Origin of the sequence: Streptomyces sp. TP-A0356, from assembly GCF_001417775.1 — a bacterium.
In the GTDB taxonomy this organism is placed as follows: Bacteria; Actinomycetota; Actinomycetes; order Streptomycetales; family Streptomycetaceae; genus Streptomyces.
In genome coordinates this window covers 12,327-34,756 of sequence record NZ_BBZJ01000017.1, presented here as the reverse complement: position 1 = coordinate 34,756, position 22,430 = coordinate 12,327, and the positions used below count along the sequence as shown (strand labels likewise).

20 protein-coding genes are annotated in these 22,430 nt (G+C 70.7%); 9 read left to right on the top strand and 11 right to left on the bottom strand.

Features of this window, described 5'->3' with window-relative positions; all coding sequences use genetic code 11:
- Positions 1–2: 2 nt before the first annotated feature.
- Together ASC56_RS13235 and ASC56_RS13230 are read right to left on the bottom strand one after the other, a co-directional pair.
- Positions 3–200: a hypothetical protein gene (locus ASC56_RS13235; protein WP_055491558.1), complete on the bottom strand. Its 198-nt coding sequence runs from the start codon at positions 198–200 to the stop codon at positions 3–5.
- 239 nt (positions 201–439) lie between these two features.
- The gene (locus ASC56_RS13230) at positions 440–871 is read right to left on the bottom strand and encodes a DUF3099 domain-containing protein (RefSeq protein ID WP_055491557.1); all 432 of its coding nucleotides are present in this window, start codon (positions 869–871) and stop codon (positions 440–442) included.
- 245 nt (positions 872–1,116) lie between these two features.
- On the opposite strand from ASC56_RS13230, the gene ASC56_RS13225 reads away from it, so the two are divergent.
- Positions 1,117–1,392, top strand: a complete 276-nt coding sequence (locus tag ASC56_RS13225) for a GlsB/YeaQ/YmgE family stress response membrane protein (RefSeq protein ID WP_055491556.1) — start codon at positions 1,117–1,119, stop codon at positions 1,390–1,392.
- Between the two features lie 121 nt (positions 1,393–1,513).
- Here the strand turns inward: ASC56_RS13225 and tyrS are convergent, their stop codons facing one another.
- The 6 genes from tyrS to ASC56_RS13195 form a co-directional block, all read right to left on the bottom strand.
- On the bottom strand, positions 1,514–2,782 hold the full coding sequence (tyrS, locus tag ASC56_RS13220) for a tyrosine--tRNA ligase (protein ID WP_055491555.1): 1,269 nt from the start codon (positions 2,780–2,782) through the stop codon (positions 1,514–1,516).
- Between the two features lie 56 nt (positions 2,783–2,838).
- Positions 2,839–4,233: a TldD/PmbA family protein gene (locus ASC56_RS13215; RefSeq protein ID WP_055491554.1), complete on the bottom strand. Its 1,395-nt coding sequence runs from the start codon at positions 4,231–4,233 to the stop codon at positions 2,839–2,841.
- 304 nt (positions 4,234–4,537) lie between these two features.
- On the bottom strand, positions 4,538–6,766 hold the full coding sequence (locus ASC56_RS13210; RefSeq protein ID WP_055491553.1) for a xanthine dehydrogenase family protein molybdopterin-binding subunit: 2,229 nt from the start codon (positions 6,764–6,766) through the stop codon (positions 4,538–4,540).
- Positions 6,767–6,775: 9 nt separating this feature from the next.
- Positions 6,776–7,759, bottom strand: a complete 984-nt coding sequence (locus tag ASC56_RS13205) for a xanthine dehydrogenase family protein subunit M (protein ID WP_055491552.1) — start codon at positions 7,757–7,759, stop codon at positions 6,776–6,778.
- Complete coding sequence (locus ASC56_RS13200) at positions 7,756–8,325, bottom strand: 2Fe-2S iron-sulfur cluster-binding protein (RefSeq protein WP_079102483.1); 570 nt, start codon at positions 8,323–8,325, stop codon at positions 7,756–7,758. The genes ASC56_RS13205 and ASC56_RS13200 overlap by 4 nt, the downstream gene beginning before the upstream one ends.
- 179 nt (positions 8,326–8,504) lie before the next feature.
- Entirely contained in the window at positions 8,505–10,031 is a 1,527-nt protein-coding gene (locus tag ASC56_RS13195) for a TldD/PmbA family protein (protein ID WP_055491914.1), read from the bottom strand.
- Positions 10,032–10,480: 449 nt separating this feature from the next.
- Between ASC56_RS13195 and fabG the strand changes: the two genes are divergently transcribed.
- From fabG to ASC56_RS13180, 3 genes are all read left to right on the top strand, one after another.
- On the top strand, positions 10,481–11,185 hold the full coding sequence (gene fabG / locus ASC56_RS13190; protein WP_055491551.1) for a 3-oxoacyl-[acyl-carrier-protein] reductase: 705 nt from the start codon (positions 10,481–10,483) through the stop codon (positions 11,183–11,185).
- A gap of 5 nt (positions 11,186–11,190) precedes the next feature.
- On the top strand, positions 11,191–11,958 hold the full coding sequence (gene fabI / locus ASC56_RS13185; protein ID WP_055491550.1) for an enoyl-ACP reductase FabI: 768 nt from the start codon (positions 11,191–11,193) through the stop codon (positions 11,956–11,958).
- Positions 11,959–12,167: 209 nt separating this feature from the next.
- Positions 12,168–12,539, top strand: coding sequence for a hypothetical protein (locus tag ASC56_RS13180; protein WP_055491549.1), 372 nt, complete (start codon positions 12,168–12,170; stop codon positions 12,537–12,539).
- A 7-nt stretch (positions 12,540–12,546) separates the two neighbouring features.
- On the opposite strand, the gene ASC56_RS13175 is transcribed toward ASC56_RS13180, so the two are convergent.
- A complete protein-coding gene (locus tag ASC56_RS13175) occupies positions 12,547–13,236 on the bottom strand; it encodes a FadR/GntR family transcriptional regulator (RefSeq protein WP_055491548.1) in 690 nt (229 codons plus the stop codon).
- Positions 13,237–13,374: 138 nt separating this feature from the next.
- Here ASC56_RS13175 and ASC56_RS13170 point away from each other — a divergent pair, with 138 nt between their 5' ends.
- The 4 genes from ASC56_RS13170 to ASC56_RS13160 all read left to right on the top strand — a co-directional run bounded on the left by ASC56_RS13170 (position 13,375) and on the right by ASC56_RS13160 (position 16,048).
- Positions 13,375–14,673 (top strand): CynX/NimT family MFS transporter, encoded by a 1,299-nt coding sequence (locus ASC56_RS13170; protein WP_055491547.1) that lies wholly within the window; start codon positions 13,375–13,377, stop codon positions 14,671–14,673.
- 78 nt (positions 14,674–14,751) lie between these two features.
- A complete protein-coding gene (locus ASC56_RS42785) occupies positions 14,752–14,868 on the top strand; it encodes an SGM_5486 family transporter-associated protein (protein WP_107309247.1) in 117 nt (38 codons plus the stop codon).
- Positions 14,869–15,038: 170 nt separating this feature from the next.
- Entirely contained in the window at positions 15,039–15,251 is a 213-nt protein-coding gene (locus ASC56_RS13165; RefSeq protein ID WP_055491546.1) for a hypothetical protein, read from the top strand.
- A gap of 278 nt (positions 15,252–15,529) precedes the next feature.
- The gene (locus ASC56_RS13160) at positions 15,530–16,048 is read left to right on the top strand and encodes a histidine phosphatase family protein (protein ID WP_055491545.1); all 519 of its coding nucleotides are present in this window, start codon (positions 15,530–15,532) and stop codon (positions 16,046–16,048) included.
- Positions 16,049–16,162: 114 nt separating this feature from the next.
- Here ASC56_RS13160 and serB read toward each other — a convergent pair whose 3' ends face one another.
- Positions 16,163–17,374: a phosphoserine phosphatase SerB gene (gene serB, locus ASC56_RS13155; protein WP_055491544.1), complete on the bottom strand. Its 1,212-nt coding sequence runs from the start codon at positions 17,372–17,374 to the stop codon at positions 16,163–16,165.
- A gap of 273 nt (positions 17,375–17,647) precedes the next feature.
- A complete protein-coding gene (locus tag ASC56_RS13150) occupies positions 17,648–19,606 on the bottom strand; it encodes a streptophobe family protein (RefSeq protein WP_055491543.1) in 1,959 nt (652 codons plus the stop codon).
- A 237-nt stretch (positions 19,607–19,843) separates the two neighbouring features.
- On the opposite strand from ASC56_RS13150, the gene ASC56_RS13145 reads away from it, so the two are divergent.
- A complete protein-coding gene (locus ASC56_RS13145) occupies positions 19,844–22,357 on the top strand; it encodes an FHA domain-containing protein (RefSeq protein ID WP_055491542.1) in 2,514 nt (837 codons plus the stop codon).
- Positions 22,358–22,430: the final 73 nt, after the last annotated feature.

The window sequence follows — 22,430 nt, the reverse complement described above, 5'->3', positions numbered from 1 at the left end:
CCTCAGGCCTCCGGGGCTTGCCAGTCCCGCAGACTGACGACGTCCTTGAGAAATCCCCGCACGCCGAGGAACTTCGACAGGTACTCGCGATGCTCCTCGCACGCCAGCCATGTCTTGCGGCGCTCCGGCGTGTGCAGCTTCGGGTTGTTCCAGGCGAGCACCCACACGGCGTCGGCACGGCAGCCCTTGGCGGAACACATGGGCGAGTCAGGATCAGGGCCAATCACATCCACGACCCTAGCCTGCTCACCAAAGGCGACGCCGAGCAGCCACGGGGGGAGCTGCCCGGCGTCGGTCTGTCGCTCCGACGGGGGATGCGGAGCGCGTACGCAGTATGTCACGGGTAACCCGCTGCCCGGCACCGGAACAACATGATTGATCTGAGCTTTTCTTGAGCTTGGTGCGGGGTGCGATTCCGTGTCCCGACGACCGATCGGGGTCAGGTCCGCTCGTGCGGCTCACCGCGGACGCCCGCCGCGGACTCGGACGGGATGTCTTCCGGGACGGCTTCCGTGAAGCCCCCGCCACTCCCCGCTTCGCTGGAGCTGGAGGTGCCCCCGCCCGGAGTCGGCGCGATCATCGGACGCATCGGAGTGGTGACGAACGTCGACGGGAGCGAGGGCGCGTTCTCACGCCCGGCGTTGGCGATGACGACGGCGATGTAGGGGAGGGCGGCTCCCAGGACCAGCGCGATGACGGCCACGGGCCGCTCCACGTTCCACAGGGTGGCCGCGAGGATCACCGACACCGTGCGCACGCTCATCGAGATGACATAGCGGCGCTGCCGGCCGCGCACGTCCGCCGCGAGGCCCTGCCGGGCGCCGGTGATCCGGAACACCTGGGCGTGACCGCCGCTGTTCAGCTTCCGCATCACATTCCACCACCCGCCTGCTTCGGACGCTCCCCGGCCCGTACCCTGCCCGCACCCGGTCAGCAGCCGGGTCCGGAACACTCACCACGTTACGCCGTGCCTCCGCCGCCTACGAGACCGGGGCGCCCGCTGCCTGGGCGAATGCCCTGCGCACTCCCACGTAAGGGCGCACCCGACGTGCGCCGTACGGCGGGCCGCCCGAGACTGGGCCTACTGCTCGCGTCGAGCCGTACGAGGAGGCCGCCATGGGCTGGTTGTGGGCGATCATCGTGGGATTCATCCTTGGCCTGCTGGCCAAGCTCATCCTGCCGGGCAAGCAGCACAGTCCGATCTGGCTGACCACCCTCATGGGCATGATCGGCGGCATCGTCGGCAACGCGATCGCCCGCGCCATCGGCATCGCATCGACGCCGGGCATCGACTGGGGCCGCCATGGACTCCAGCTCGCCGCCGCGGTCGTCCTCGTCTTCCTAGGCGAGATGGCCTACATGTCGATGAAGGGCGGCGAACAGAAGGCGTGAGGATACGAGGAAGGGGGCGGCCCTCTACGGGACCGCCCCCTTCCGCACCCGTACCCGAGTGCCTCGGCCACCCACGCCGGCGGGCGTCAGTCAGGCGCTCATGACCTGACCGCCGGGTGTGTCAGGCGCTCGTGACCTCCACCGCGGCGAGGTTCTTCTTGCCGCGGCGCAGCACCAGCCAGCGCCCGTGCAACAGGTCCTCCCTGGCGGGGACGGCGTCCTCGGCGGTCACCTTGACGTTGTTCACGTAGGCGCCGCCCTCCTTCACCGTGCGCCGCGCGGCCGACTTGCTGGGCACCAGGCCGACCTCGGCGAACAGGTCGGCCACCGGGGGGAACTCGGTGACCTGGATGTGCGGCACCTCGGAGAGGGCCGCCGTCAGCGTCTTGTCGTCGAGGTCCGACAGCTCGCCCTGACCGAAGAGCGCCTTGGAGGCGGCGATGACGGCGGCCGTCTGCTCCGCGCCGTGCACCAGCGTCGTCAGCTCCTCGGCGAGCGCCCGCTGCGCCGCGCGGGCCTGCGGACGCTCCTCGGTCTGCTCCTCCAGCTCCTCCAGCTCCTCACGGGACTTGAAGGACAGTATCCGCATGTACGTGGAGATATCCCGGTCGTCCACGTTCAGCCAGAACTGGTAGAACGCGTACGGCGTCGTCATCTCCGGGTCGAGCCAGATGGCGCCGCCCTCGGTCTTGCCGAACTTGGTGCCGTCCGCCCTCGTCATCAGCGGAGTGGCCAGCGCGTGCACCTCGGCGTGCGGCTCCAGCCTGTGGATCAGGTCCAGACCAGCCGTGAGATTGCCCCACTGGTCGCTGCCGCCCTGCTGGAGGGTGCAGCCGTACCGCCGGTAGAGCTGCAGGAAGTCCATGCCCTGCAGGATCTGGTAGCTGAACTCCGTGTAGCTGATGCCCTCGGAGGACTCCAGACGCCGGGCGACGGAGTCCTTCGTCAGCATCTTGTTGACGCGGAAGTGCTTGCCGATGTCCCGCAGGAACTCGATCGCGGACAGGCCCTCGGTCCAGTCGAGGTTGTTGACCATCACGGCCGCGTTCTCCCCCTCGAAGGAGAGGAACGGCTCGATCTGGCGGCGCAGCTTCTCCACCCAGCCGGCCACCGTCTCCGGGTCGTTCAGCGTGCGCTCCGCGGTCGGGCGCGGGTCGCCGATCAGACCCGTCGCACCGCCCACCAGCGCCAGCGGCCGGTGGCCGGCCTGCTGGAGCCGGCGCACGGTGAGCATCTGCACCAGATGCCCCACGTGCAGGGACGGCGCGGTCGGGTCGAAACCGCAATAGAACGTGACGGGACCGTCCGCGAGCGCCTTGCGCAAAGCGTCCTCGTCGGTGGACAGGGCGAACAGCCCACGCCACTTCAGCTCGTCGACGATGTCCGTCACGGTTCTCGCATCTCCTCGGATGGTCTCGGGCAGTCGGGTGACAGCCGACTACGAGGTTATACGCCCTGACTGACAGAGCTCATGTTGAAATCCGGCACCCGCACGGGAGGCATCGAGGCGCGGGTGAACCAGTCGCTCCACTCACGCGGCAGGGTCTTCTCCGTGAAGCCGGCCTCGGTGGCCCGGCCCAGCAGGTCGACCGGGGACTCGTTGAAGCGGAAGTTGTTGACCTCGCCGGTGACCTCGCCGTTCTCGACGAGATAGACGCCGTCCCGGGTCAGGCCGGTGAGCAACAGGGTCGCCGGATCGACCTCGCGGATGTACCAGAGGCAGGTCAGCAGCAGCCCGCGCTCGGTGTTCGCGACCATCTCCTCGAGGGAGCCGGCCCCGCCGCCGTCCAGGATCAGGTTCCCGATCGACGGCGCGAGCGGCAGACCGGTCAGGGCCGCGCTGTGCCGGGTGGTCGTCAGATGCCTGAGCTCTCCCTCACCGATCCACTCGGTGGCCTTCAGCGGCAGCCCGTTGTCGAAGACCGACGCGTCGTCGCCTGAGGAGTGCGCGATGACGAAGGGGGCCGTCTCCAGGCCGGGCTCGTTCGGATCGCTGCGCAGGGTCAGCGGCAGCCCGGACAGCTTCTCGCCGACGCGGGTGCCGCCCCCGGGCTTGCTGAACACCGTGCGGCCCTCGGCCGCGTTCCGGCCCGCCGCCGACCACATCTGGTAGATCAGCAGGTCGGCGACCGCGGTGGGCGGCAGCAGCGTCTCGTACCGGCCCGCGGGCAGCTCCACCCTGCGCTCCGCCCACGCCAGCCGCCGGGCCAGCTCCGCGTCCAGCACGGCGGGGTCGACGTCCTTGAAGTCCCGGGTCGAACGTCCCGCCCAGGCCGAGCGCGTACGGTCGGGGGACTTCGCGTTGAGCTCCAGGGTGCCGCCGGGCTGGTCGTGTCGCAGGCGCAGCCCGGTCGACGTGCCGACGTACGTCGAGACCATCTCGTGGTTGGCGAAGCCGTACAGCTCGCGGCCGCCCGCACGCGCGCGTGCGAACGACTCGCCGAGCGCGGGCGCGAAGTCCGCGAAGACGGCGGACGACGTCTCGGCGGGCCCGTCCGTGAAGTCCGGCGACTGCGGTACCCCCGTCACCAGCGGCTGCGCGTCCTCGGCCGGCCCCGCGCCACGGGCAGCGGTCTCCGCCGCCCGTACGAGCGACTCCAGGTCGTCGGAGGTGACGGCCGAGCGGGAGACGACCCCGGACGCCGTGCCCTCCTTGCCGTCGACGGTCGCGATGACGGTGAGGGTGCGCCCGCGCGTCACACCGTTCGTGGTCAGCGCGTTGCCCGCCCACCGCAGATTGGCGGTGGAGTGCTCGTCGGCGATGACGACGCACCCGTCCGCACGCGACAGCTGGAGGGCCCGTTCGACGATCTCGTGCGGCTTGCTGGTACGGGCGCTCATCGGCCGGCCTCCTGGGTGGTGTTCAGAATGTTGACGCCCTTGAAGAGGGCCGACGGGCAGCCGTGCGACACCGCCGCGACCTGGCTCCAGATCGGATCAGAGACTACCCACCGGCCGTCCTGACAGGGGATGCGAATATCGCCGTGACCTTGGCTCTCCCCGCCCGATGGAGGGCGCTGCCTGCAGCGATGACGAACGAGGGAAGCCGCACGAATGGGCGGTGGGCACCGTACCGGCTTCCGCCTCCGCCTCGGCCCCGGCGGCCCGGCGAAACCGGCATCGCCGTCACGGATTCGTCACGGACTCAGGCCTCCAGCAGTGGTAGGCCGGGCAGCACCTTCTCGATGGTGATGGGGAAGTCGCGCACGCGCACGCCGGTGGCGTTGAACACCGCGTTCGCGACCGCCGCGCCGGCCCCGCAGATGCCCAGCTCACCCACGCCCTTCGCGCCAAGGACGTTGGCCTTGTCGTCGAACCCGTCAAGGACGATGGCGTCGACGTCCGGGACGTCGGCGTTGACCGGCACCAGGTACTGCGCGAAATCGCGGTTGACGAAGGCGCCGGATCGCGGGTCGACGACGGCCTCTTCCTCGAGGGCCGCGCCGAGTCCCCAGATCATGCCGCCGATCAGCTGCGAGCGGGCGGTCTTCGGGTTGAACACGCGGCCCACCGAGAACACGCCGAGCATCCGCCTCAGACGGATCTCGGCGGTGTCCGCGTCGACCCCCACTTCGGCGAAATGGGCCCCGTAGGTGTTGATCGAGTAGGCCGTGTAGTTCGGATCATCGCCCATGAAGCGGGTCCCGCCCTCCGCTTCCACGCCTTCGGGATGGTTGCGTGCGACGATCTCGCTCACCGCCTCGGACGCGCCGCCGATACTCACGTTGCCATCGGAGAACACGGCGTCTGCCGGGTCGAGGCCGTACAGCGGAGAGCGCGTGTCGCCGCCCGCCGCGACCAGCACCTTCTCGCGCAGGGCCAGGCACGCCCGATGCACCGCGGTGGACGAATTGGTGGCGCCCCACGAGCCTCCGGACCCCCAGCTGGAGGGAAAATCGGACCGCCCGAGCTCGATCCGCACCCGATCGGGCGAGAGCCCGAGGCCGTCCGCCGCGACCTGGGTCAGGATGGTGTACGTACCGGTGCCGAGGTCGGTCATGTCCGTCTGGACGACGGCGGTGCCGTCCGCCTCCCACCGCACCCGCGCCGCGGTCGGCCCCTGGAAGTGCCCGCGGATGGCGGCGGACATGCCGTAGCCGACCAGCCATCGCCCGTCGCGCACGCTCGCCGGGGCGGCGGGGCGGTGCTCCCAGCCGAACCGGCGCGCACCTTCGCGCAGACACTCGACCAGGTGCCGGTCGCTGTACGGCACGTCCCGCTCCGGATCGACGGTGGGCTCGTTGCGGATCCGCAGCTCGACCGGGTCCATGTCGAGCGCGTACGCCAACTCGTCCATCGCCGACTCGACCGCCAGCATGCCCGGCGCCTCGCCCGGTGCGCGGACGTCCGTCCCGCGCGGCAGGTCGAGGGGCGCCAGCCGGTGGCTGGTCAACCGGTGGGGCGCCGCGTAGAGGCTGCGGGTCGTGGCGGCGGTCTGCTCGGCGTACTCCACGTCGGGGTTGGTGTGCATGGTGACGTCATGGGCGATCGCGGCCAGCCGTCCGTCCTGTCCCGCGCCCAGCCGAACCCGCTGGCTGGATGTGGGGCGCATGCCGACGAGCTGGAAGATCTGCTGCCGGGTCATCGCGATCTTGACCGGTTGGCGCAACGCGCGAGCGGCGAGCGCTGCCAGGATCGTCTCGGAATGGATGCCCAGCTTGGAGCCGAATCCCCCGCCGACGAAGGGGGTGACGATGTGAACCCGCGCCGGGTCGATCCCCAGCGTGCTGGCGATCGAGGTCTGCGCCGCATCGACGATCTGGCAGCTGACGTAGACGATGAGGTCCTCGTCACGCGGTTCCACCAGACATGCGTGCGGTTCCATGGGCATCGAGAACTCGTACGGGGTCGTGTAGTACTGGTCGATCCTGACGTCCGCGCTGTCGAACCCGGCGTCGAAATCGCCCACCGCGGTGTCGGTGGGGAGACCGGCGTTGACCACCTTCGGGATGTACACCTCGTCGTCCTGCTCGTCGAAGGTGAAACGTCCCCGCCCGGTGGCGTACTCGACTTCGACGAGATCGGCCGCCGCACGGGCCTGCTCGAGGGTCGTGGCGACGACGAGTGCCACCGGCTCGCCGTAATGGTGAATGTCGGGTCCGGTCAGCACCGGCTGGGCGCGCCAGTACTCGAACGGAATGGACTCGTCGCGAGTGCCTTGCGGCGGGGCATTGAGATGGGTCATCACCATGTGCACGCCGGGGGCGCGTTCGGCGCTCTCCGTGTCGATCCGGGTGATACGGCCCTTGCCGATCGTCGCGCCGACGATGGAACCGTAGAGCGGCCGGCCGGCCTCCCATTGCTCGTAGGCATAGGTGGCCCGGCCGGCGACCTTCGACGGGCCGTCGACGCGGTTCAGGGCTTGCCCGATCATGCCGCCTCCTCAGCTCGCCCCGGCCACTTGCGCCAGCGTGCGGCACAGCGTGCGCTTGGCCAGCTCGATCTTGAAGTCGTTGTGCCCCTGCCCGACCGCGTCGCGCATCGCCGCCTCCGCGGCGGCCCGATAGGTGGCCATCGTGGCAGGACGGCCGGTCAACGCGGCCTCCGCCTCGACGGACCGCCACGGCTTGTGCGCGACACCGCCGAACGCCACCCGCGCCTCACTGATCGTTCCCTGATCGGTCGAGACGACAGCCGCCACGGAGACCAGCGCGAACTCGTACGACGCCCGGTCGCGCACCTTGCGGTACTTCTGCCGGCCCGGCGGAGGCGGGGGCAGGACCACGCTCGTGATCATCTCGTCGGGCCGCAGCACGGTCTCGATGTGCGGGGTGTCGCCCGGCAGCCGGTAGAAGTCCGTGATGGCGACGCGGCGTACCGCCTGGTCGGCGTCGAGCAGCTCGATCTCCGCTGCCAGCGCGGTCAACGCGACGGCCATGTCCGAGGGGTGGGTGGCGATGCAGGACTCGCTGGCGCCGAGGATCGCGTGTATCCGGTTGAACCCGCCGATCGCCGAGCATCCGGACCCGGGATCACGCTTGTTGCAGCCCGCGGCGGTGTCGTAGAAGTAGGGGCAGCGAGTGCGCTGCAACAGGTTTCCGCCGGTGGACGCCTTGTTGCGCAACTGTCCGGAGGCGCCGGACACCAGCGCCTCCGACAGCACCGGATAGCGGGTGCGCACCCGGGCGTCGGCGGCCACGTCGGAGTTCGCCGCCTGGGCGCCGATGCGCAGTCCGCCGTCCGGGAGCTCCTCGATGTCCCGCAACGGAAGCCGGCTGATGTCGACCAGATGGCTGGGCTGCTCGATGTCGAGCTTCATCAGGTCGAGCAGATTGGTGCCGCCGCTGATGAACTTCGCGCCGGTTCGGGACACCGCGGCGACGGCGGTCTGCGCGTCCGTCGCCCGCTCATAGGTGAACGACCTCATCCCGGCCCTCCCTGCGCGGTGCCGCGGATGGCCGCGACGATGTTCGGATAGGCGGCGCACCGGCAGATGTTGCCGCTCATCCGCTCGCGGATCTCCTCGTCGGTCAACGCGACCTGCGGCGCGGACACGTCGGCCGTGGCGTGGCTCGGCCAGCCCGCCTCCACCTCGGCGAGCATGCCGACGGCCGAACAGATCTGGCCGGGCGTGCAGTAGCCGCATTGGAAGCCGTCGCTCTCGACGAAGGCGCGTTGCATGGGGTGCAGGCCATCGGGATCGCCCAGGCCCTCGATCGTCACGATCTCGTCGTCCTCGTGCATGACGGCCAGCGTCAGGCAGGAGTTGACCCGCCGGCCGTTGATCAGCACGGTGCATGCTCCGCACTGCCCGTGGTCACACCCCTTCTTGGTGCCGCTCAGGCGCAGATGTTCGCGCAGCGCGTCGAGCAGCGAGGTTCGCGGATCCAGCTCGAGCTGCCGTACCTGATCGTTGACGCTCAGCCTGATCGCCGAGAGTCCGGCCGTCTCGCCCTGGCTCCGCCCCTTGGCGCCCGTATCCGAATCGCTCATCACGGCCCGCCTTCACAGCTAGGTGCGGGTTCCAGCTGGAATGCGCACCCCACTCTCGGGCGCGCTCCTCGCTCCCAGCGTCTCGCGAAAGCCCTCGCCCCGCGCGTCGGAAGGCGGACGCCGGGCTGCCCGCAAGGACCGAGGCGCACGACCCTGCACAACCGACTGGGGCTGCCCTCTCAGGCGCGGCCGGACTCGTTCGCGGTGTTCAGGATGTTCACACTCCGAAAAAGTGCGGACGGGCACCCGTGAGAGACGGAAGCAACCTGCCCCGGCTGGGCCTTTCCGCAGTTGAAGGCCCCTCCCAGGACGTAGGTCTGGGGGCCTCCGACGGCATCCATGGAGCCCCAGAACTGGGGGGTGACCCCCTGATATGCAAAGTCCTTGACCTGCCCCTCGAGGCGGCCGTTCCGGATCATGTACGCCCTCTGACCCGTGAATTGGAAGTTGTACCGCTGCATGTCGATCGACCAGGAGCGGTCCCCGACGACATAGATCCCTCGGTCCACACCACCGATCAGATCCTCGGTGGACAGCCCGCCCGGATCCGGCTGGAGCGAGACGTTGGCCATGCGCTGCACCGGCACGTGCGAGGGGGAGTCGGCGTACGCGCATCCGTTGGACCGCTCGAACCCGGTCAGCCTGGCGGTGCGCCGGTCCAGCTGGTACCCGACCAGCGTCCCGTCCTTGACCAGGTCCCAGGACTGGCCCTCGACGCCCTCGTCGTCGTACCCGATCGTCGCGAGCCCGTGCTCGGCGGTGCGGTCACCGGTGACGTTCATCAGCTCGGAGCCGTACCTCAGCTTGCCCAGCTTGTCGAAGGTGGCGAAGGACGTGCCGGCGTACGCGGCCTCGTAGCCCAGCGCGCGGTCCAGCTCGGTGGCGTGGCCGATGGACTCGTGGATGGTCAGCCACAGATTGGACGGGTCGACGACCAGGTCGTAGACGCCCGCCTCGACGCTCGGCGCGCGCATCTTCCCGGCGAGCAGCTCCGGGATCTGCTCCAGCTCCCAGTCCCAGTCCCAGCCGGTGCCCGTCAGGTACTCCCAGCCGCGGCCGACCGGCGGCGCGAGGGTGCGCATCGAGTCGAACTCACCGGTGGAGTCGTCGACCGAGACCGCGGTCAGCTGCGGGTGCAGCCGCACGCGCTGCTGGGTGGTCACGGTCCCCGCGGTGTCGGCGTAGAACTTGTTCTCGTGGACGGTCAGCAGCGAGGCGTCCACATGGTTGACGCCGTCGGCCGCGAGCAGCCGTGCGCTCCAGTCCGCCAGCAGCCCCGTCTTCTCCTCGGCGGGCACGCTGAAGGGATCGATCTCGTACGACGACACCCACGTCCTCTCGGCGTGCACCGGCTCGTCCGCCAGCTCCACCCGCTCGTCGGACCCGGCGGCCTTGATCACCTGCGCCGACAGCTTGGCCATCGACACGGCCTGGGACGCGACCTTGGCGGCGGCGTCCGGCGTCAGATCGACACCCGAGGCGAAACCCCAGGTCCCGCCGTGCACGACCCGTACCGCGTACCCCAGGTCGGTCGTGTCCGACGACCCGGAGGGCTGGCCGTCGCGCAGCCGCCAGGCGGCACTGCGCACCCGCTCGAACCGGAAGTCCGCGTGCTCGGCCCCCAGCGTCCGCGCGCGTGCCAGCGCGGCGTCGGCCAGAGCGCGTAGCGGAAGTGCCAGGAACGACTGATCGACGTCATGGGGCACGGGTGGGATCCCTTCGAGGCGCTCTCCTGTGATGACCATCGCAGGCAGTGAATCACGTCTCACTGTTCGGGTTCCCTGGAAGAGCGGGGACTCCTGCCGAGGCCTGCTGCACGGTGTCCTGCACCGGTCGCGGGAGGAGTCGCCCCGGCCCCGCAACGGTCCCTGCTGTGTGAGCACTGGCCATCGGCGAGGCACTCGACTGCCTGATCACACTCGACTGCCTGATCACATACGACAAACGCACGCCCGCTGCGGCTCACCGGCCCGGCCTGCCGCTTACGCTCCTGGTAAGGCGGACCGAATCCGGCCCTCGACTGTAGGGATCCGACAGTGAGTCCCCCACGCGACTGTCGGTGCCCGATTGTCCGCCCGAAGGGCGGGACCGATAGGTTTTCGACGAAGGCGCCTGTCCTGCAGGGGTTCCAGACCGCTATCGAAAGGGTGATCCGTTGAGCCGCTCGGTTCTCGTCACTGGAGGCAACCGGGGCATCGGCCTCGCCATCGCCCGCGCGTTCGCGGACGCAGGCGACAAGGTCGCCATCACATACCGCTCGGGTGAGCCGCCGGCCGGCTTCCTGGCGGTCAAGTGCGACATCACCGACACCGAGCAGGTGGAGCAGGCCTACAAGGAGATCGAGGCCGAGCACGGCCCGGTCGAGGTCCTCGTCGCCAACGCCGGCGTCACCAAGGACCAGCTCCTGATGCGGATGTCCGAGGAGGACTTCACCTCGGTCATCGACACCAACCTCGTCGGCGCCTACCGCGTCGTCAAGCGCGCCAACCGCGGCATGCTGCGCGCCAAGAAGGGCCGCGTGGTGCTGATCTCGTCGGTCGTGGGACTGCTCGGCTCCGCCGGCCAGGCGAACTACGCCGCGTCCAAGGCCGGCCTGGTCGGTCTCGCGCGCTCCCTCGCCCGTGAACTGGGCTCGCGCAACATCACCTTCAACGTCGTCGCGCCCGGCTTCGTCGACACCGACATGACCAAGGCGCTCACCGACGAGCAGCGCGAGAACATCGTGTCGCAGGTACCGCTCGGCCGGTACGCGCAGCCCGAGGAGATCGCCGCGACGGTGCGGTTCCTCGCCTCCGACGACGCCTCGTACATCACTGGAGCCGTCATCCCCGTTGACGGCGGACTGGGAATGGGTCACTGATCACCATGAGCGGAATTCTCGAGGGCAAGCGCGTCCTGATCACCGGCGTGCTGATGGAGTCCTCCATCGCGTTCCACACCGCGAAGCTGGCCCAGGAGCAGGGCGCCGAGATCATCCTGACCGCGTTCCCGCGGCCCACGCTGACCGAGCGCATCGCCAAGAAGCTCCCCAAGCCCACCAAGGTCGTCGAGCTCGACGTCACCAACGACGAGCACCTCGGGCGCCTGGCCGACATCGTCGGCGAGGAGCTGGGCGGCCTCGACGGTGTGGTCCACTCCATCGGCTTCGCCCCGCAGGACGCCCTGGGCGGCAACTTCCTCAACACGCCGTTCGAGTCCGTGGCCACCGCCATGCACGTCTCGGCGTTCTCCCTGAAGTCGCTGACCATGGCCTGCCTGCCGCTGATGCAGAACGGCGGCTCGGTCGTCGGCCTCACCTTCGACGCCCAGTACGCCTGGCCGCAGTACGACTGGATGGGCCCCGCCAAGGCGGCCCTGGAGGCCACCAACCGTTACATGGCGCGCGACCTCGGCAAGCAGAACATCCGCTGCAACCTGATCTCCGCGGGCCCCATCGGCTCCATGGCCGCCAAGTCCATCCCCGGCTTCGGCGAACTGGCCTCCGTCTGGGACAGCCGCTCCCCGCTGGAGTGGGACCTCAAGGACCCGGAGCCGGCCGGCCGTGGCGTCGTCGCCCTGCTCAGCGACTGGTTCCCGAAGACCACCGGTGAGATCATCCACGTGGACGGCGGTCTGCACGCCATCGGCGCCTGAGCGTCCACGGACGGAGCTCTGAGCGATTGCGCAAGCGCTTACGTCCCGGTGTGGGCCTGATGGCGTACGAGTCCGACGCCCCGTTTCCCGCAAGCGCGGGGAGCGGGGCGTCGCCCGTTCGGAGCAACTGGCACAGCTGCCCGGGGCCCGCGGCGCGCACGCTGGGAGTACGCACCGCCCCGCAGCCGAACGGCCGAGGAGGTTTGCCTGTGCGCTCACCCCGCCGCTTCGCCCCGGCCTTCCTCGCCATCGCGCTGGTGACCGCTCTGCCCTACGACGCCATGCCGCACGCGCGCGGGAAGCACTCCATCTCACGCGCACGCATGAAGCCCGGACAGCCCGCCGACCCGGGGCCCTTCGGGTCGGAGTGCCGTGTCCACGTCACCGGCTCGCACGTCGTCGCGTACTGCCACAACCCGTACCCCGAGACCGATCACGTCGGCCTGCACATCGAATGCGACCCCTGGTGGGACCTCGACACCGACAGCGCCCCGGCCGACGCCGGGCCGGCGATGACCGTACGGCTGACCGGCAGGTGCTGGCAGCAGGTCCGCTCGGCGTGGGTCAGCCACGCTCGGTGAGCCGCCGTCAGCGGCCCGTGGACTTCCGGCGGCCCGGGCGGCACATGAACGGATAGCTCGCCGCTTCCGCGGCCGCCGCCGCGGCGTCGCCCGCACGGATCGCCTCCACGAGCCCGGTGTGGTCCATGTACGTCTCCGGCGTCAGCTCCCCGCCGACGTCGTCGCGCAGCCAGTCCCGCAGCACCTCACCGAGATCCGCGTACATCGCCGTCATCACGTCGTTGTGGGACGCCGCCACCACCGCCATGTGGAACGTCGCGTCGGCGGTCACGAACGCCTCGGTGTCCCCGGACGCCCAGGCCTCCTCGCGGCGTGCCAGGAGCGCGTCCAGCTGCTTGAGGTCGCGCTCGGTGCGCCGCTCGGCGGCCAGCTGCGCGGCGCCCGACTCCAGGGTGGAGCGCAGTTCGGCGATGTGGTCCGGCTCGGCGTCGGCGAACCGGCGGTGCATCACCCCCGCCAGTTCGCTGGTCGCCACCACGTAGGTGCCGGACCCCTGGCGGATGTCCAGCAGCCCGTTGTGCGCGAGCGCGCGGACGGCCTCGCGGACCGTGTTGCGGGCGACCCCGAGCTGTTCGACCAGCTCGGGTTCGGTGGGGATGCGGGAGCCCACCGGCCATTCGCCCGAGGTGATCTGGGTGCGCAGTTCGGCGATGACCTGTTCGGACAGCGCGGATCGGCGCGGGTGGCTCAGCGGCATGGCGGTCCTTCGTGCGGTCCTGAGTGCGGGGCCGGAGAGTCCGGAGCGTAACGCAACGAAATTGGACAACCAATCATCCCATGATTCTATGATGGCCTCATGCCAAGCGAGGAGACCAGGACGGCGACGTCCGCAGTCATGGACGGTTCGGCGGAGCCGGGGACGGAGCCTGGGACGGGATCGGGCACGGAACCGGGGACGGCGACAGGGCCGCGGGGCGGGTCGCTCGCCACGCGCGCGTGGCGGACGCGTCTGCTGGTCGTCGGCATCGTCCTCACCGCGCTCAACCTGCGGCCCGCCATCACCAGCCTCGGCGCCCTCCTCGAAGAGGTGCGCGACGGTCTCGGGATGAGCGGCAGCGTCGCGGGACTGCTCACCTCGGTGCCACCCCTCTGCTTCGCCGTCTTCGGCGTCATGGCGCCACGGCTCGCCCGCCGCTTCGGACCCGGCGCCGTGGTCTGCGCCGGAATGGCCGCGATCACCGCCGGACTGGTGCTCCGCCCGTACACCGGGAACACCGCCGGGTTCCTGGCCGCCAGCGCGCTCGCCCTGATGGGCATCGCCGTCAGCAACGTCCTGATGCCGGTGATCGTCAAGCGCTGGTTCCCCGACCGGGTGGGCTCGATGACGGGCCTGTACTCGATGGCGCTCGCCCTGGGTACGTCCGCCGCGGCGGCGGCCACGGTGCCCATGACCGACGCGCTGGGCGGCAGTTGGCAGTCGGGGCTCGCCGTCTGGGCGGCACCGGCCGCGGCCGCCGTCCTGCCGTGGATCCCGTTCGTCCGCGCGAGGAACGCGGGTGCCGCGGAGAGCACCCCGGCCCGGGACTCCGGACGGGAGGGGCCCGACGGGCTTCGGATCACCCGGAGCCGTACCGCCTGGGCGCTGGCCGTCTTCTTCGGGCTCCAGGCGACGGCCGCGTACATCACGATGGGCTGGATGGCACAGATCTTCCGCGACGCGGGGGTACCCGCCGACACGGCCGGCCTGCTCCTGGCGGTCACGATGGTGATGGGCGTGCCCCTCGCCTTCGTCATCCCGCGGCTGGCCACACGGCTGCCGCGGCAGGGGCCGATCGTGGTCGCCCTCGGCGTGTGCGGTCTCGCCGGGTACGCGGGCCTGTACTGGGCCCCGGCGAGTGGCGCCTGGGCATGGGCCCTGCTGCTCGGCGTCTCCAACTGCGCCTTCCCGCTGGCGCTCACCATGGTGGGGATGCGGGCGCGGACCGGTGCGGGCGTGGCCAAGCTGTCGGCGTTCGCGCAGAGCACCGGGTATCTGCTGTCGATCCCGGGGCCGCTGCTGGTCGGCGTCCTCTACCAGCACAGCGGCGGCTGGGGCCTGCCGCTCGCCCTGATGGCCGCCCTGATGGTCCCGCAGGTCATGGTGGGCATCCTGGCGGGCCGCAACCGGACCGTGGAGGACGAGGCGGCGCGCTGACCCCGCGACTGGGCCGCCCGGGTGTCCCCGGCGGACCCCGCCGGGGCCGGGGCGGGGGAGGGGTGCGAAACTGACCGTATGCCCGTGCTCGACCCGAATCCCCAGAACGGCCAGAAGAAGATGCTGCTCGTCTTCGGCACGTTCTTCGCCATCTTCGTGATCATCGCCGTCATCGCGACGCTCGCCTCACCCTGACGGACCGCGCCCGGCACCGGGGTGGGGCTGCCCCCACCATCCCCTAGGGGGCCAGTGTCAGGGTCAAGTGGGTGGATCACCGGATGGGTTGAGGGCCCCGTGGTCCCTACCTTCGAGATGTGGCCGCGAGGCGCGGACCACGGACCACTCGAGGACCCACGGAGGCAGTCATGCCGGCCCGCACGCACACCCGGCCCCACCCGGCGACCACGGGCGGCGTCGACATCCGGCTGCCCTGGTGGGCCCTCGCTCTGCCCACGCTGGCCTTCGTCGTCCTGCTGGCGCTGATACTCAATCCGGCGGACGCGCACGCGGGCGGTGACCCCGCCCTCAGCCATCTCGTCGAGCGCATCCAGCAGACGCTGACCCACCAAGCGCCGTGAGCCACGCGCCGTGAGCCACGCGCCGTGCGCCACGTGCCGTGCGCCACGTGCCGTGCGCCAGGCGCCGTGCGCCACGTGCCGTGCGCCAGGCGCCGTGCCCCACGTGCCGTGCGCCAGGCGCCGTGCCCCACGTGCCGTGCGCCAGGCGCCGTGTGCCACGTGCCGTGACCCAAGTGCCGTGACCCACGTGGCGTGATCCACCCGCCTGCGCGGGGACGCGCCCCCGGCGCCGCCAACTCCCTGCGCCCGTTGGCCTGTTTCATGCGAAGCTGGGTCGCATGAGCTCCGCAGAACCCCGCAGGATTGTCCTCTTCCGGCACGCGAAGGCCGACTGGCCACAGGTCCCCGACCATGAGCGTCCGCTCTCCGACCGGGGCCGTAAGGACGCGGTCGTCGCCGGACGCAAGCTGGCCGACACCGGCATCCACTTCGACCTGGCCCTCTGCTCCACCGCGACCCGCACCCGCGAGACCTGGAAGCTCGCGGTCCAGGAGCTCCCTCATCGGCCGAAAACCGTCTATGAGGAGAGGCTGTACGAGGCCTCGCCCGGCGAGCTGATCACCGTGCTCAACGAAACACCGGACGACGTGCACAACGTGATCCTGATCGGTCACAACCCGGGCCTCCACGGCCTCGCCGAGATCCTTCCCGGCGCGGCCGAGGGCGACGCCCGCGAGCACATGAGCCGACGGGGATTCCCGGCCGCCGCCTTCACCGTGCTCGGCTTCGAGGGTTCCTGGAAGTCGCTGGAGCCGGGTACGGCCACCCTGATCGACTACTGGGCGCCGAGCGAGTAACCCCACGGCGAGGAATCCCTACGGAACGGAACGGGACGGGCCTGGCACCCGCATGGTGCGGGCCCGTCCATGTACGCACACGTACGCGTACGTACGTGCGAGCGGTCCGCGGACTCAGGGCATGTCGTCGTGCGTGTCCGCCGCCTCGACCTCTTCCCGGGTGACGCCCAGCAGATAGAGGACGGTGTCCAGGAAGGGGAAGTTCACCGCGGTGTGCGCGGCCTCGCGAACGACCGGCTTGGCGTTGAAGGCGACGCCCAGACCGGCCGCGTTCAGCATGTCGAGGTCGTTGGCCCCGTCACCGATCGCCACGGTCTGCGCCAGCGGTACGCCCGCCTCGGCGGCGAACCGGCGCAGCAGCCGGGCCTTGCCCGCCCGGTCCACGATCTCGCCGACGACCTTGCCGGTCAGCTTCCCGTCGACGATCTCCAGCGTGTTGGCCTGAGCGAAGTCGAGCCCGAGCCGCTCCTTCAGATCGTCCGTCACGTGGGTGAAACCGCCGGAGACGACACCGACCTGGAAGCCGAGTCGTTTCAGCGTCCGGATCAGGGTGCGCGCGCCGGGAGTGAGCCGGACCTCGGCACGCACCTTGTCCACCACCGACGCGTCGAGCCCCTTGAGCAGCGCCACGCGCGCGTGCAGCGACTGCTCGAAGTCCAGCTCGCCGCGCATGGCGGCCGCGGTCACCTCGGCGACCTCCGCCTCGCAGCCGGCGTGCGCGGCGAACAGTTCGATGACCTCGTCCTGGATGAGCGTCGAGTCCACGTCCATGACGACCAGACGCTGGGCCCGCCGGTGCAGACCGGCCGCGACGACGGCGACGTCGACACCCAGTGCCGCGGCGTCGGTCACCAGGGCGGTGCGCAGCGGCTCGGTCTCCACACCGGAGACCGCGAACTCGACGGCGGTCACGGGGTACTTGGCGAGCCGGAAGATACGGTCGATGTTGCCGCCGGCCGCGGCGATACGGGCGGCGATGGCGGCCGTCGACTCGGCGGTGAGCGGGTGCCCGAGGACGGTGACGAGGGAGCGCCCGAGACCGCGCGGACGGTTGTCGCCGAGACCGGAGATGATCTCCGCCTGCATCTTCATGGACTCCGCCCAGCTGTGGACGGTGGCCCGCAGATCACCCTCGAGCCCGGACGGGGGCACGGTCACAAGGGCGCACAGCACCATCCGGCCCCGGGTGACGACCTGCTCGATGTCCACGACGTCGACGTTGTAGGCGGCCAGGGTGTCGAACAGGCCGGCGGTCAGGCCGGGCCGGTCCTTGCCGAAGATCTTGACAAGGAGAGTGGGGGCGTCGGAGGTCTGCGAAGCGCTCATGGTGCTTCCACCGTATCCGGCACCCAGTGCCTTCCGCGTGCCCGGTCCGTCTAGCGGACGGGGAACAGTGGGTGGCGGGCACATGACGTATGTCTTGATCGGCGACGAAGACGCAGAGGCGGGGCCCGGCAGGGCCGCCTCCGCGAGGACCTCCGCGAGGACCTCCGCGAGGACCTTCGCGGGCCGGCCTCCACGGCCTCTGCCCCGCGCCTACGCGAACCGCATGCTCGCAAGCCCCCAACGGCGCGGCCCGCGGGCGGCCACTCGTCCTCGTCAGTCACGCCTCCGGGGCCTGACCGACGGCGGATGCGGGGGCGGGGGAGGCGGCGGGGGCGGGCCCTCGTCCGAGGACGACGGCGTCCGCCCGCGCGGCGACCGGGACGGTGGCTCGATGGGCCCGACCACGGTGGGGGCGCCGTACACGTCACCCCGATCGGGCGGCCCGGGCACGCCGGGCGGCGGCGGTGCGCCCGCGTCGGTGGGGGTCCGCGGATGTCCGGGGCTGCGGGGTGGTGGTGGGCCCGCGTCGGTGGGGGTCTGCGGATCTCCGGGGTCGCGCGGCGGTGGTGCGTCCGCGCGGCGGGCTGTCCGCGGGTGTCCGGGGTCGCGGTCCAGGTACGCGTCCGCGTCGGCGGGTGTCTGCCGGTGTCCGGGGTCGTTCAGCCCCTCCGGCAGTCGCAGATACGGGTTCGTCGCGGGGTTCGGCGGGCGGTACGGCCTGCTCGGCGTATAGGGACCCGCCTCCTGCGGCACCGGCCCGTACGGCCCCGGAGCCGTCGGCCACCCCGCGTCACCCCGTGCCGCCGGCGCCACCCGGCTCCCGGCCGCCCCGGTCGCATACGCGAGGAGCGCCCCCACCGCCCCGGCTCCCGCGCCCCACGCGGCCCCCAGCAGCAGTGCCATGGCGAGGCGCCCGTGCAGTGCGATGCCCGCACCGAACGCGTCGAATCCGAACACGGACAGCGAGGCGTCCACCGACACGTCCGTCAGCCAGGCCAGCAGCGGCAGTGCCGACGCCGTCGCGATCCCGAGCCGCAGGGCACAGCGCCCTGCGAAGCCGAGGGGACCCGGATCCCGTACGGCAGCGGGGGGCGAGCCCGGTACGGCAGCGGCATCCCGGGCTCGTACGAGAGGCGTACGTGCCGCCGTCAGTACGCCCGCGAAGAGCATCATGAGCGCGGCGGCGACCGCCAGCAGCCATACCTTGCCGTCCAGTTCGGCCAGGCGGCCCAGCGTGACCGGCCGGCTCGTTCGCACGCTCAGCAGCCGGTCCAGCGGGTCGGGCAGCAGTTTCGCCAGCTCACCGGAGGCCTTGCCGTCCCAGGGTACGAACAGCCCGATCGCGACGCCCAGCCACACCCCGTTGGGCGCGCCGAGCAGCGCCGACCCCGCGATCCGCGCCGGATGGTCGTCGCCGATCGCCGCGTACAGCGCCGCCGCGAAGCCGGCCGCCACGGCGACCAGCACCACGCTCACCAGCGCGGACACGGCCGGCCGTACCACCCGGTGCACCGCCTCCCAGCCGCGCGGCAGGGGAGTGCGCCGTGCCGCGAGCAGCGCGATCACCAGCACACCGGCCGCCCACGCGGCGCCCCCGAGCAGCGTGGGCACCGCATCGACGGTGAAGCCGACCGCGGCCTTCGCCTGGACGAGGTCGCCGATCCGGCTCGGCAGCAGCCCCCCGATGTCGCCGAGTCCGGGGATGTCGAGTCCGCCGCTGCCGCTGCCGCCGCCGCTCCCGCCTCCACCGGGCAGCTTGCCGAGTCCGAGCGCGTTCCCGTCGAGGGTGATCACGTCGTGGCCGACCCAGGCGAGACCGCCCAGCACCGCCACGAACAGCACGACCACCGCGCCCGCGCGCACGAGGAGTTCGGCGGGCGTGATCTCAACTCCCCGCGCGCGTAAGGAACGTAGGAAGAACCAGCAGAGCAGCAGCGCGCCCACCAGCGAGACGCCCAGTGGCGCGATCTCTATGGCGGTCGTCGCCTGCGCTCCCTTCAGACCGAACGCGGACACGTCCCCGGACGGCGTGACCGATCCGTTCGCCCCCAGGGCCACCATCGCCGCCGTCATGGGCCCGAGCGAACCCGCCGTGTCCGCCTGGAGCAGATGCAGACCGAGCGCCGCCGTCCCCGCCATTCCGATCAACGCCCAGCTCACCGAGGCGATCGCGGACAGCACCACGTCCGTCCACGGCAGCCTGCCGCCGTCCCCCGCGGTCCCGATGCCCATGCCAGCCCCCGATCCGCGCCGCGGCGAGCCACCGCGGATGTCCCCCTCGCGTGGATTACCACTCTCCGGGCCGTTTTCAACCCCGTCAACGGGGACGTGTCCGGGGGCCCTACGCACTCTTCACAAGGCCCGACTTTTGGTCAGAGGGCTCAGCCTGAAATAGTTCCCCACGATGTTCGACATCCCTAGACTCCCTGCGATGGGGGTAACTCGGGGGACAACTCAGTGGGGCATGGAGTGCCTGAACTCGTACTCGAATTGAACGGACGCACCTGGACGCTCGACGCGTCCAGGTCATACACCCTCGGACGCGATCCGCAGGGGGACATCGTGCTCGACGACGCCAGGGTCTCCTGGCGGCACGCCACGATCAGCTGGAACGGCCGAAGTTGGGTCATCGAGGACCACGGCAGTACCAACGGCACGTTCGTGCAGGGGCAGCGGATCCAACAGCTGGAGATCGGCCCGGGGGCGGCCGTGCACCTGGGCAACGCGACCGACGGGCCGCGTGTGAGCCTGTCCGGCGCCGCGGCCGCGGTCGCCGCCCCGCGGGCCCAGCCCCAGCAGCAGCCGTACGCGGCACAGGGCGCGAACGCCGGCTGGGCGCAGCAGGCCCCGCAGCAGCAGGCTGCCCAGCCGGGCTGGCAGCAGCCGCAGCAGGCCGCTGCCCAGATTCCGCAGCAGCAGGGCTCCGGTGGTGGCGCGGGGGCGCCGCCGGTCTACGGCGACCGCAGCCCCACCACGTTCCACCAGCTCGCCCTCGGCCGAGTGATGCGCATCGGCCGTGCGCTGGAGAACGAGCTGGTCGTCTCCGACCTCCAGGTCTCCCGGCACCACGCGGAGTTCCACGCCACGCCGGACGGCCGGTTCGAGATCCGTGACCTGGGCTCGCACAACGGCACGTTCGTCAACGGCATGCCTATCGGCAAGGGCGGCTCGGCGCTGCTCGGCCCGAACGACATCGTCGGCGTCGGCCACTCGACGTTCCGTCTGGTCGGCGACCGCCTCGAGGAGTTCGTCGACACCGGTGAGGTCTCCTTCTCCGCCCGTCACCTCACCGTCACGGTGGACGGCGGCAAGCAGATCCTCAAGGACGTCTCCTTCGGCGTCCCGGAGAAGTCGCTGATCGCGGTCATCGGCCCGTCCGGCTCCGGCAAGTCGACGCTGCTGAAGGCGCTCACCGGTTACCGCCCGGCCAACCAGGGCGACGTCCTCTACGACAACCGGAACCTCTACAAGCAGTTCGCCGAGCTGCGCCAGCGCATCGGTCTCGTCCCGCAGGACGACATCCTGCACAAGGAACTGAGCGTCAAGAAGGCCCTCAAGTACGCGGCCAAGCTGCGCTTCCCCGCCGACACCACGGCCGCGGAGCGCGAGGCCCGCATCGACGAGGTGCTGCGCGAGCTGAAGCTGGACATCCACAAGGACAAGAAGGTCACCTCCCTCTCCGGCGGCCAGCGCAAGCGTGTGTCGGTGGCCCTGGAACTGCTCACCAAGCCGTCGCTGATCTTCCTGGACGAGCCGACGTCCGGTCTCGACCCGGGCATGGACCGCGACGTCATGCAGCTGCTGCGTGGTCTGGCCGACGACGGCCGTACGGTGCTGGTCGTCACCCACTCCGTGGCCGAGCTGGCGCTGTGCGACAAGCTCCTGGTGATGGCGCCCGGCGGGTCCGTCGCCTACTTCGGCCCGCCGGAGGAGGCGCTGAACTTCTTCGGCTACGAGACCTGGGCCGATGTCTTCTCCGCCTTCGAGAACTACCGCGACTACGACTGGGCGGGTCGCTGGAAGGGCTCGCAGCACTACCAGATGTACGCCGCGGACATCGACGCCGTCGCCCCGCAGTCGATCCACATGCCGCCGCCGCAAGCGATCAAGCCGCCCAAGCCGCAGGGCTGGCTCTCCCAGCTCGGCACCCTGATCCGGCGGTACGTCTCGGTCATCGTCTCCGACAAGGGCTTCCTGGCGCTGACGGTGATCCTCCCGGCGGTGCTCGGCGCGGTGAGCCTGCTCATCGACCACAAGAGGGGTCTGCTGGTCAACCCGATCAACCCCAGGACCGGCATGCACATCCCCAACGGCACGGCCACCACGGTCCTGCTGATCCTCGCGGTCGGCGCGTGCTTCGCGGGCGCCGCCAACTCCGTGCGCGAGCTGATCAAGGAACGGGTCATCTACGAACGGGAACGCGCCACCGGCCTGTCCCGTTCCGCGTATCTGATGTCGAAGGTGATCGTCCTCGGCGCCGTCACCGTGCTACAGGGCCTGATGGTCGGCGTGATCGGCTTCTCCAGCCGGGAGATCCCTCAGGAGGGCGTCGTCCTGGGCAGCGCCACGCTGTTCGAGCTGTGCCTGCCGATCATGGCGCTGGGCTTCACGTCGATGATGTTCGGCCTGGTCATCTCGGCGCTGGTGAAGACGGCCGAGAAGACCATGCCGCTGCTGGTCATGTTCGCGATCATCCAGGTGGTCTTCACCGGCTGCCTCTTCACCCTGCACGGCACGGTCGGTGTCAACGAGTTCTCGTATCTGATGCCGTCGCGTTGGGCGGTCGCCGCCGCCGGTGCGACGCTGGACTTCAACAACATCGCCCCGAACACGGACGACCCGACCAGCACGGACCCGCTGTGGAACCACACGGCGGGGGTCTGGACCATGGACATGGCCGCCCTGATCGCCCTGGGTGTGATCTGTGGCTTCCTCGTGGCCAGGTTCCTGCGCCGCCACGAGCCGGAGGTCATGCGGAAGTAGCAGGCCGGCTCTCGGCCGAGCCGGAACGCCGTCGTACGACGCCGAAGGGCGGCACCCAGCAGGGTGCCGCCCT

Coding starts and splice junctions, on each gene's coding strand:
- serB (WP_055491544.1), bottom strand. CDS start 17,374: ATGAGCGCTTCGCAGACCTCCGACGCCCCCACTCTCCTTGTCAAGATC.
- ASC56_RS13230 (WP_055491557.1), bottom strand. CDS start 871: ATGCGGAAGCTGAACAGCGGCGGTCACGCCCAGGTGTTCCGGATCACC.
- ASC56_RS13170 (WP_055491547.1), top strand. CDS start 13,375: ATGGACGGTTCGGCGGAGCCGGGGACGGAGCCTGGGACGGGATCGGGC.
- ASC56_RS13165 (WP_055491546.1), top strand. CDS start 15,039: ATGCCGGCCCGCACGCACACCCGGCCCCACCCGGCGACCACGGGCGGC.
- ASC56_RS13160 (WP_055491545.1), top strand. CDS start 15,530: ATGAGCTCCGCAGAACCCCGCAGGATTGTCCTCTTCCGGCACGCGAAG.
- ASC56_RS42785 (WP_107309247.1), top strand. CDS start 14,752: ATGCCCGTGCTCGACCCGAATCCCCAGAACGGCCAGAAGAAGATGCTG.
- ASC56_RS13215 (WP_055491554.1), bottom strand. CDS start 4,233: ATGAGCGCCCGTACCAGCAAGCCGCACGAGATCGTCGAACGGGCCCTC.
- fabI (WP_055491550.1), top strand. CDS start 11,191: ATGAGCGGAATTCTCGAGGGCAAGCGCGTCCTGATCACCGGCGTGCTG.
- ASC56_RS13200 (WP_079102483.1), bottom strand. CDS start 8,325: ATGAGCGATTCGGATACGGGCGCCAAGGGGCGGAGCCAGGGCGAGACG.
- ASC56_RS13150 (WP_055491543.1), bottom strand. CDS start 19,606: ATGGGCATCGGGACCGCGGGGGACGGCGGCAGGCTGCCGTGGACGGAC.
- ASC56_RS13235 (WP_055491558.1), bottom strand. CDS start 200: ATGTGTTCCGCCAAGGGCTGCCGTGCCGACGCCGTGTGGGTGCTCGCC.
- ASC56_RS13205 (WP_055491552.1), bottom strand. CDS start 7,759: ATGAGGTCGTTCACCTATGAGCGGGCGACGGACGCGCAGACCGCCGTC.
- ASC56_RS13210 (WP_055491553.1), bottom strand. CDS start 6,766: ATGATCGGGCAAGCCCTGAACCGCGTCGACGGCCCGTCGAAGGTCGCC.
- ASC56_RS13175 (WP_055491548.1), bottom strand. CDS start 13,236: ATGCCGCTGAGCCACCCGCGCCGATCCGCGCTGTCCGAACAGGTCATC.
- ASC56_RS13225 (WP_055491556.1), top strand. CDS start 1,117: ATGGGCTGGTTGTGGGCGATCATCGTGGGATTCATCCTTGGCCTGCTG.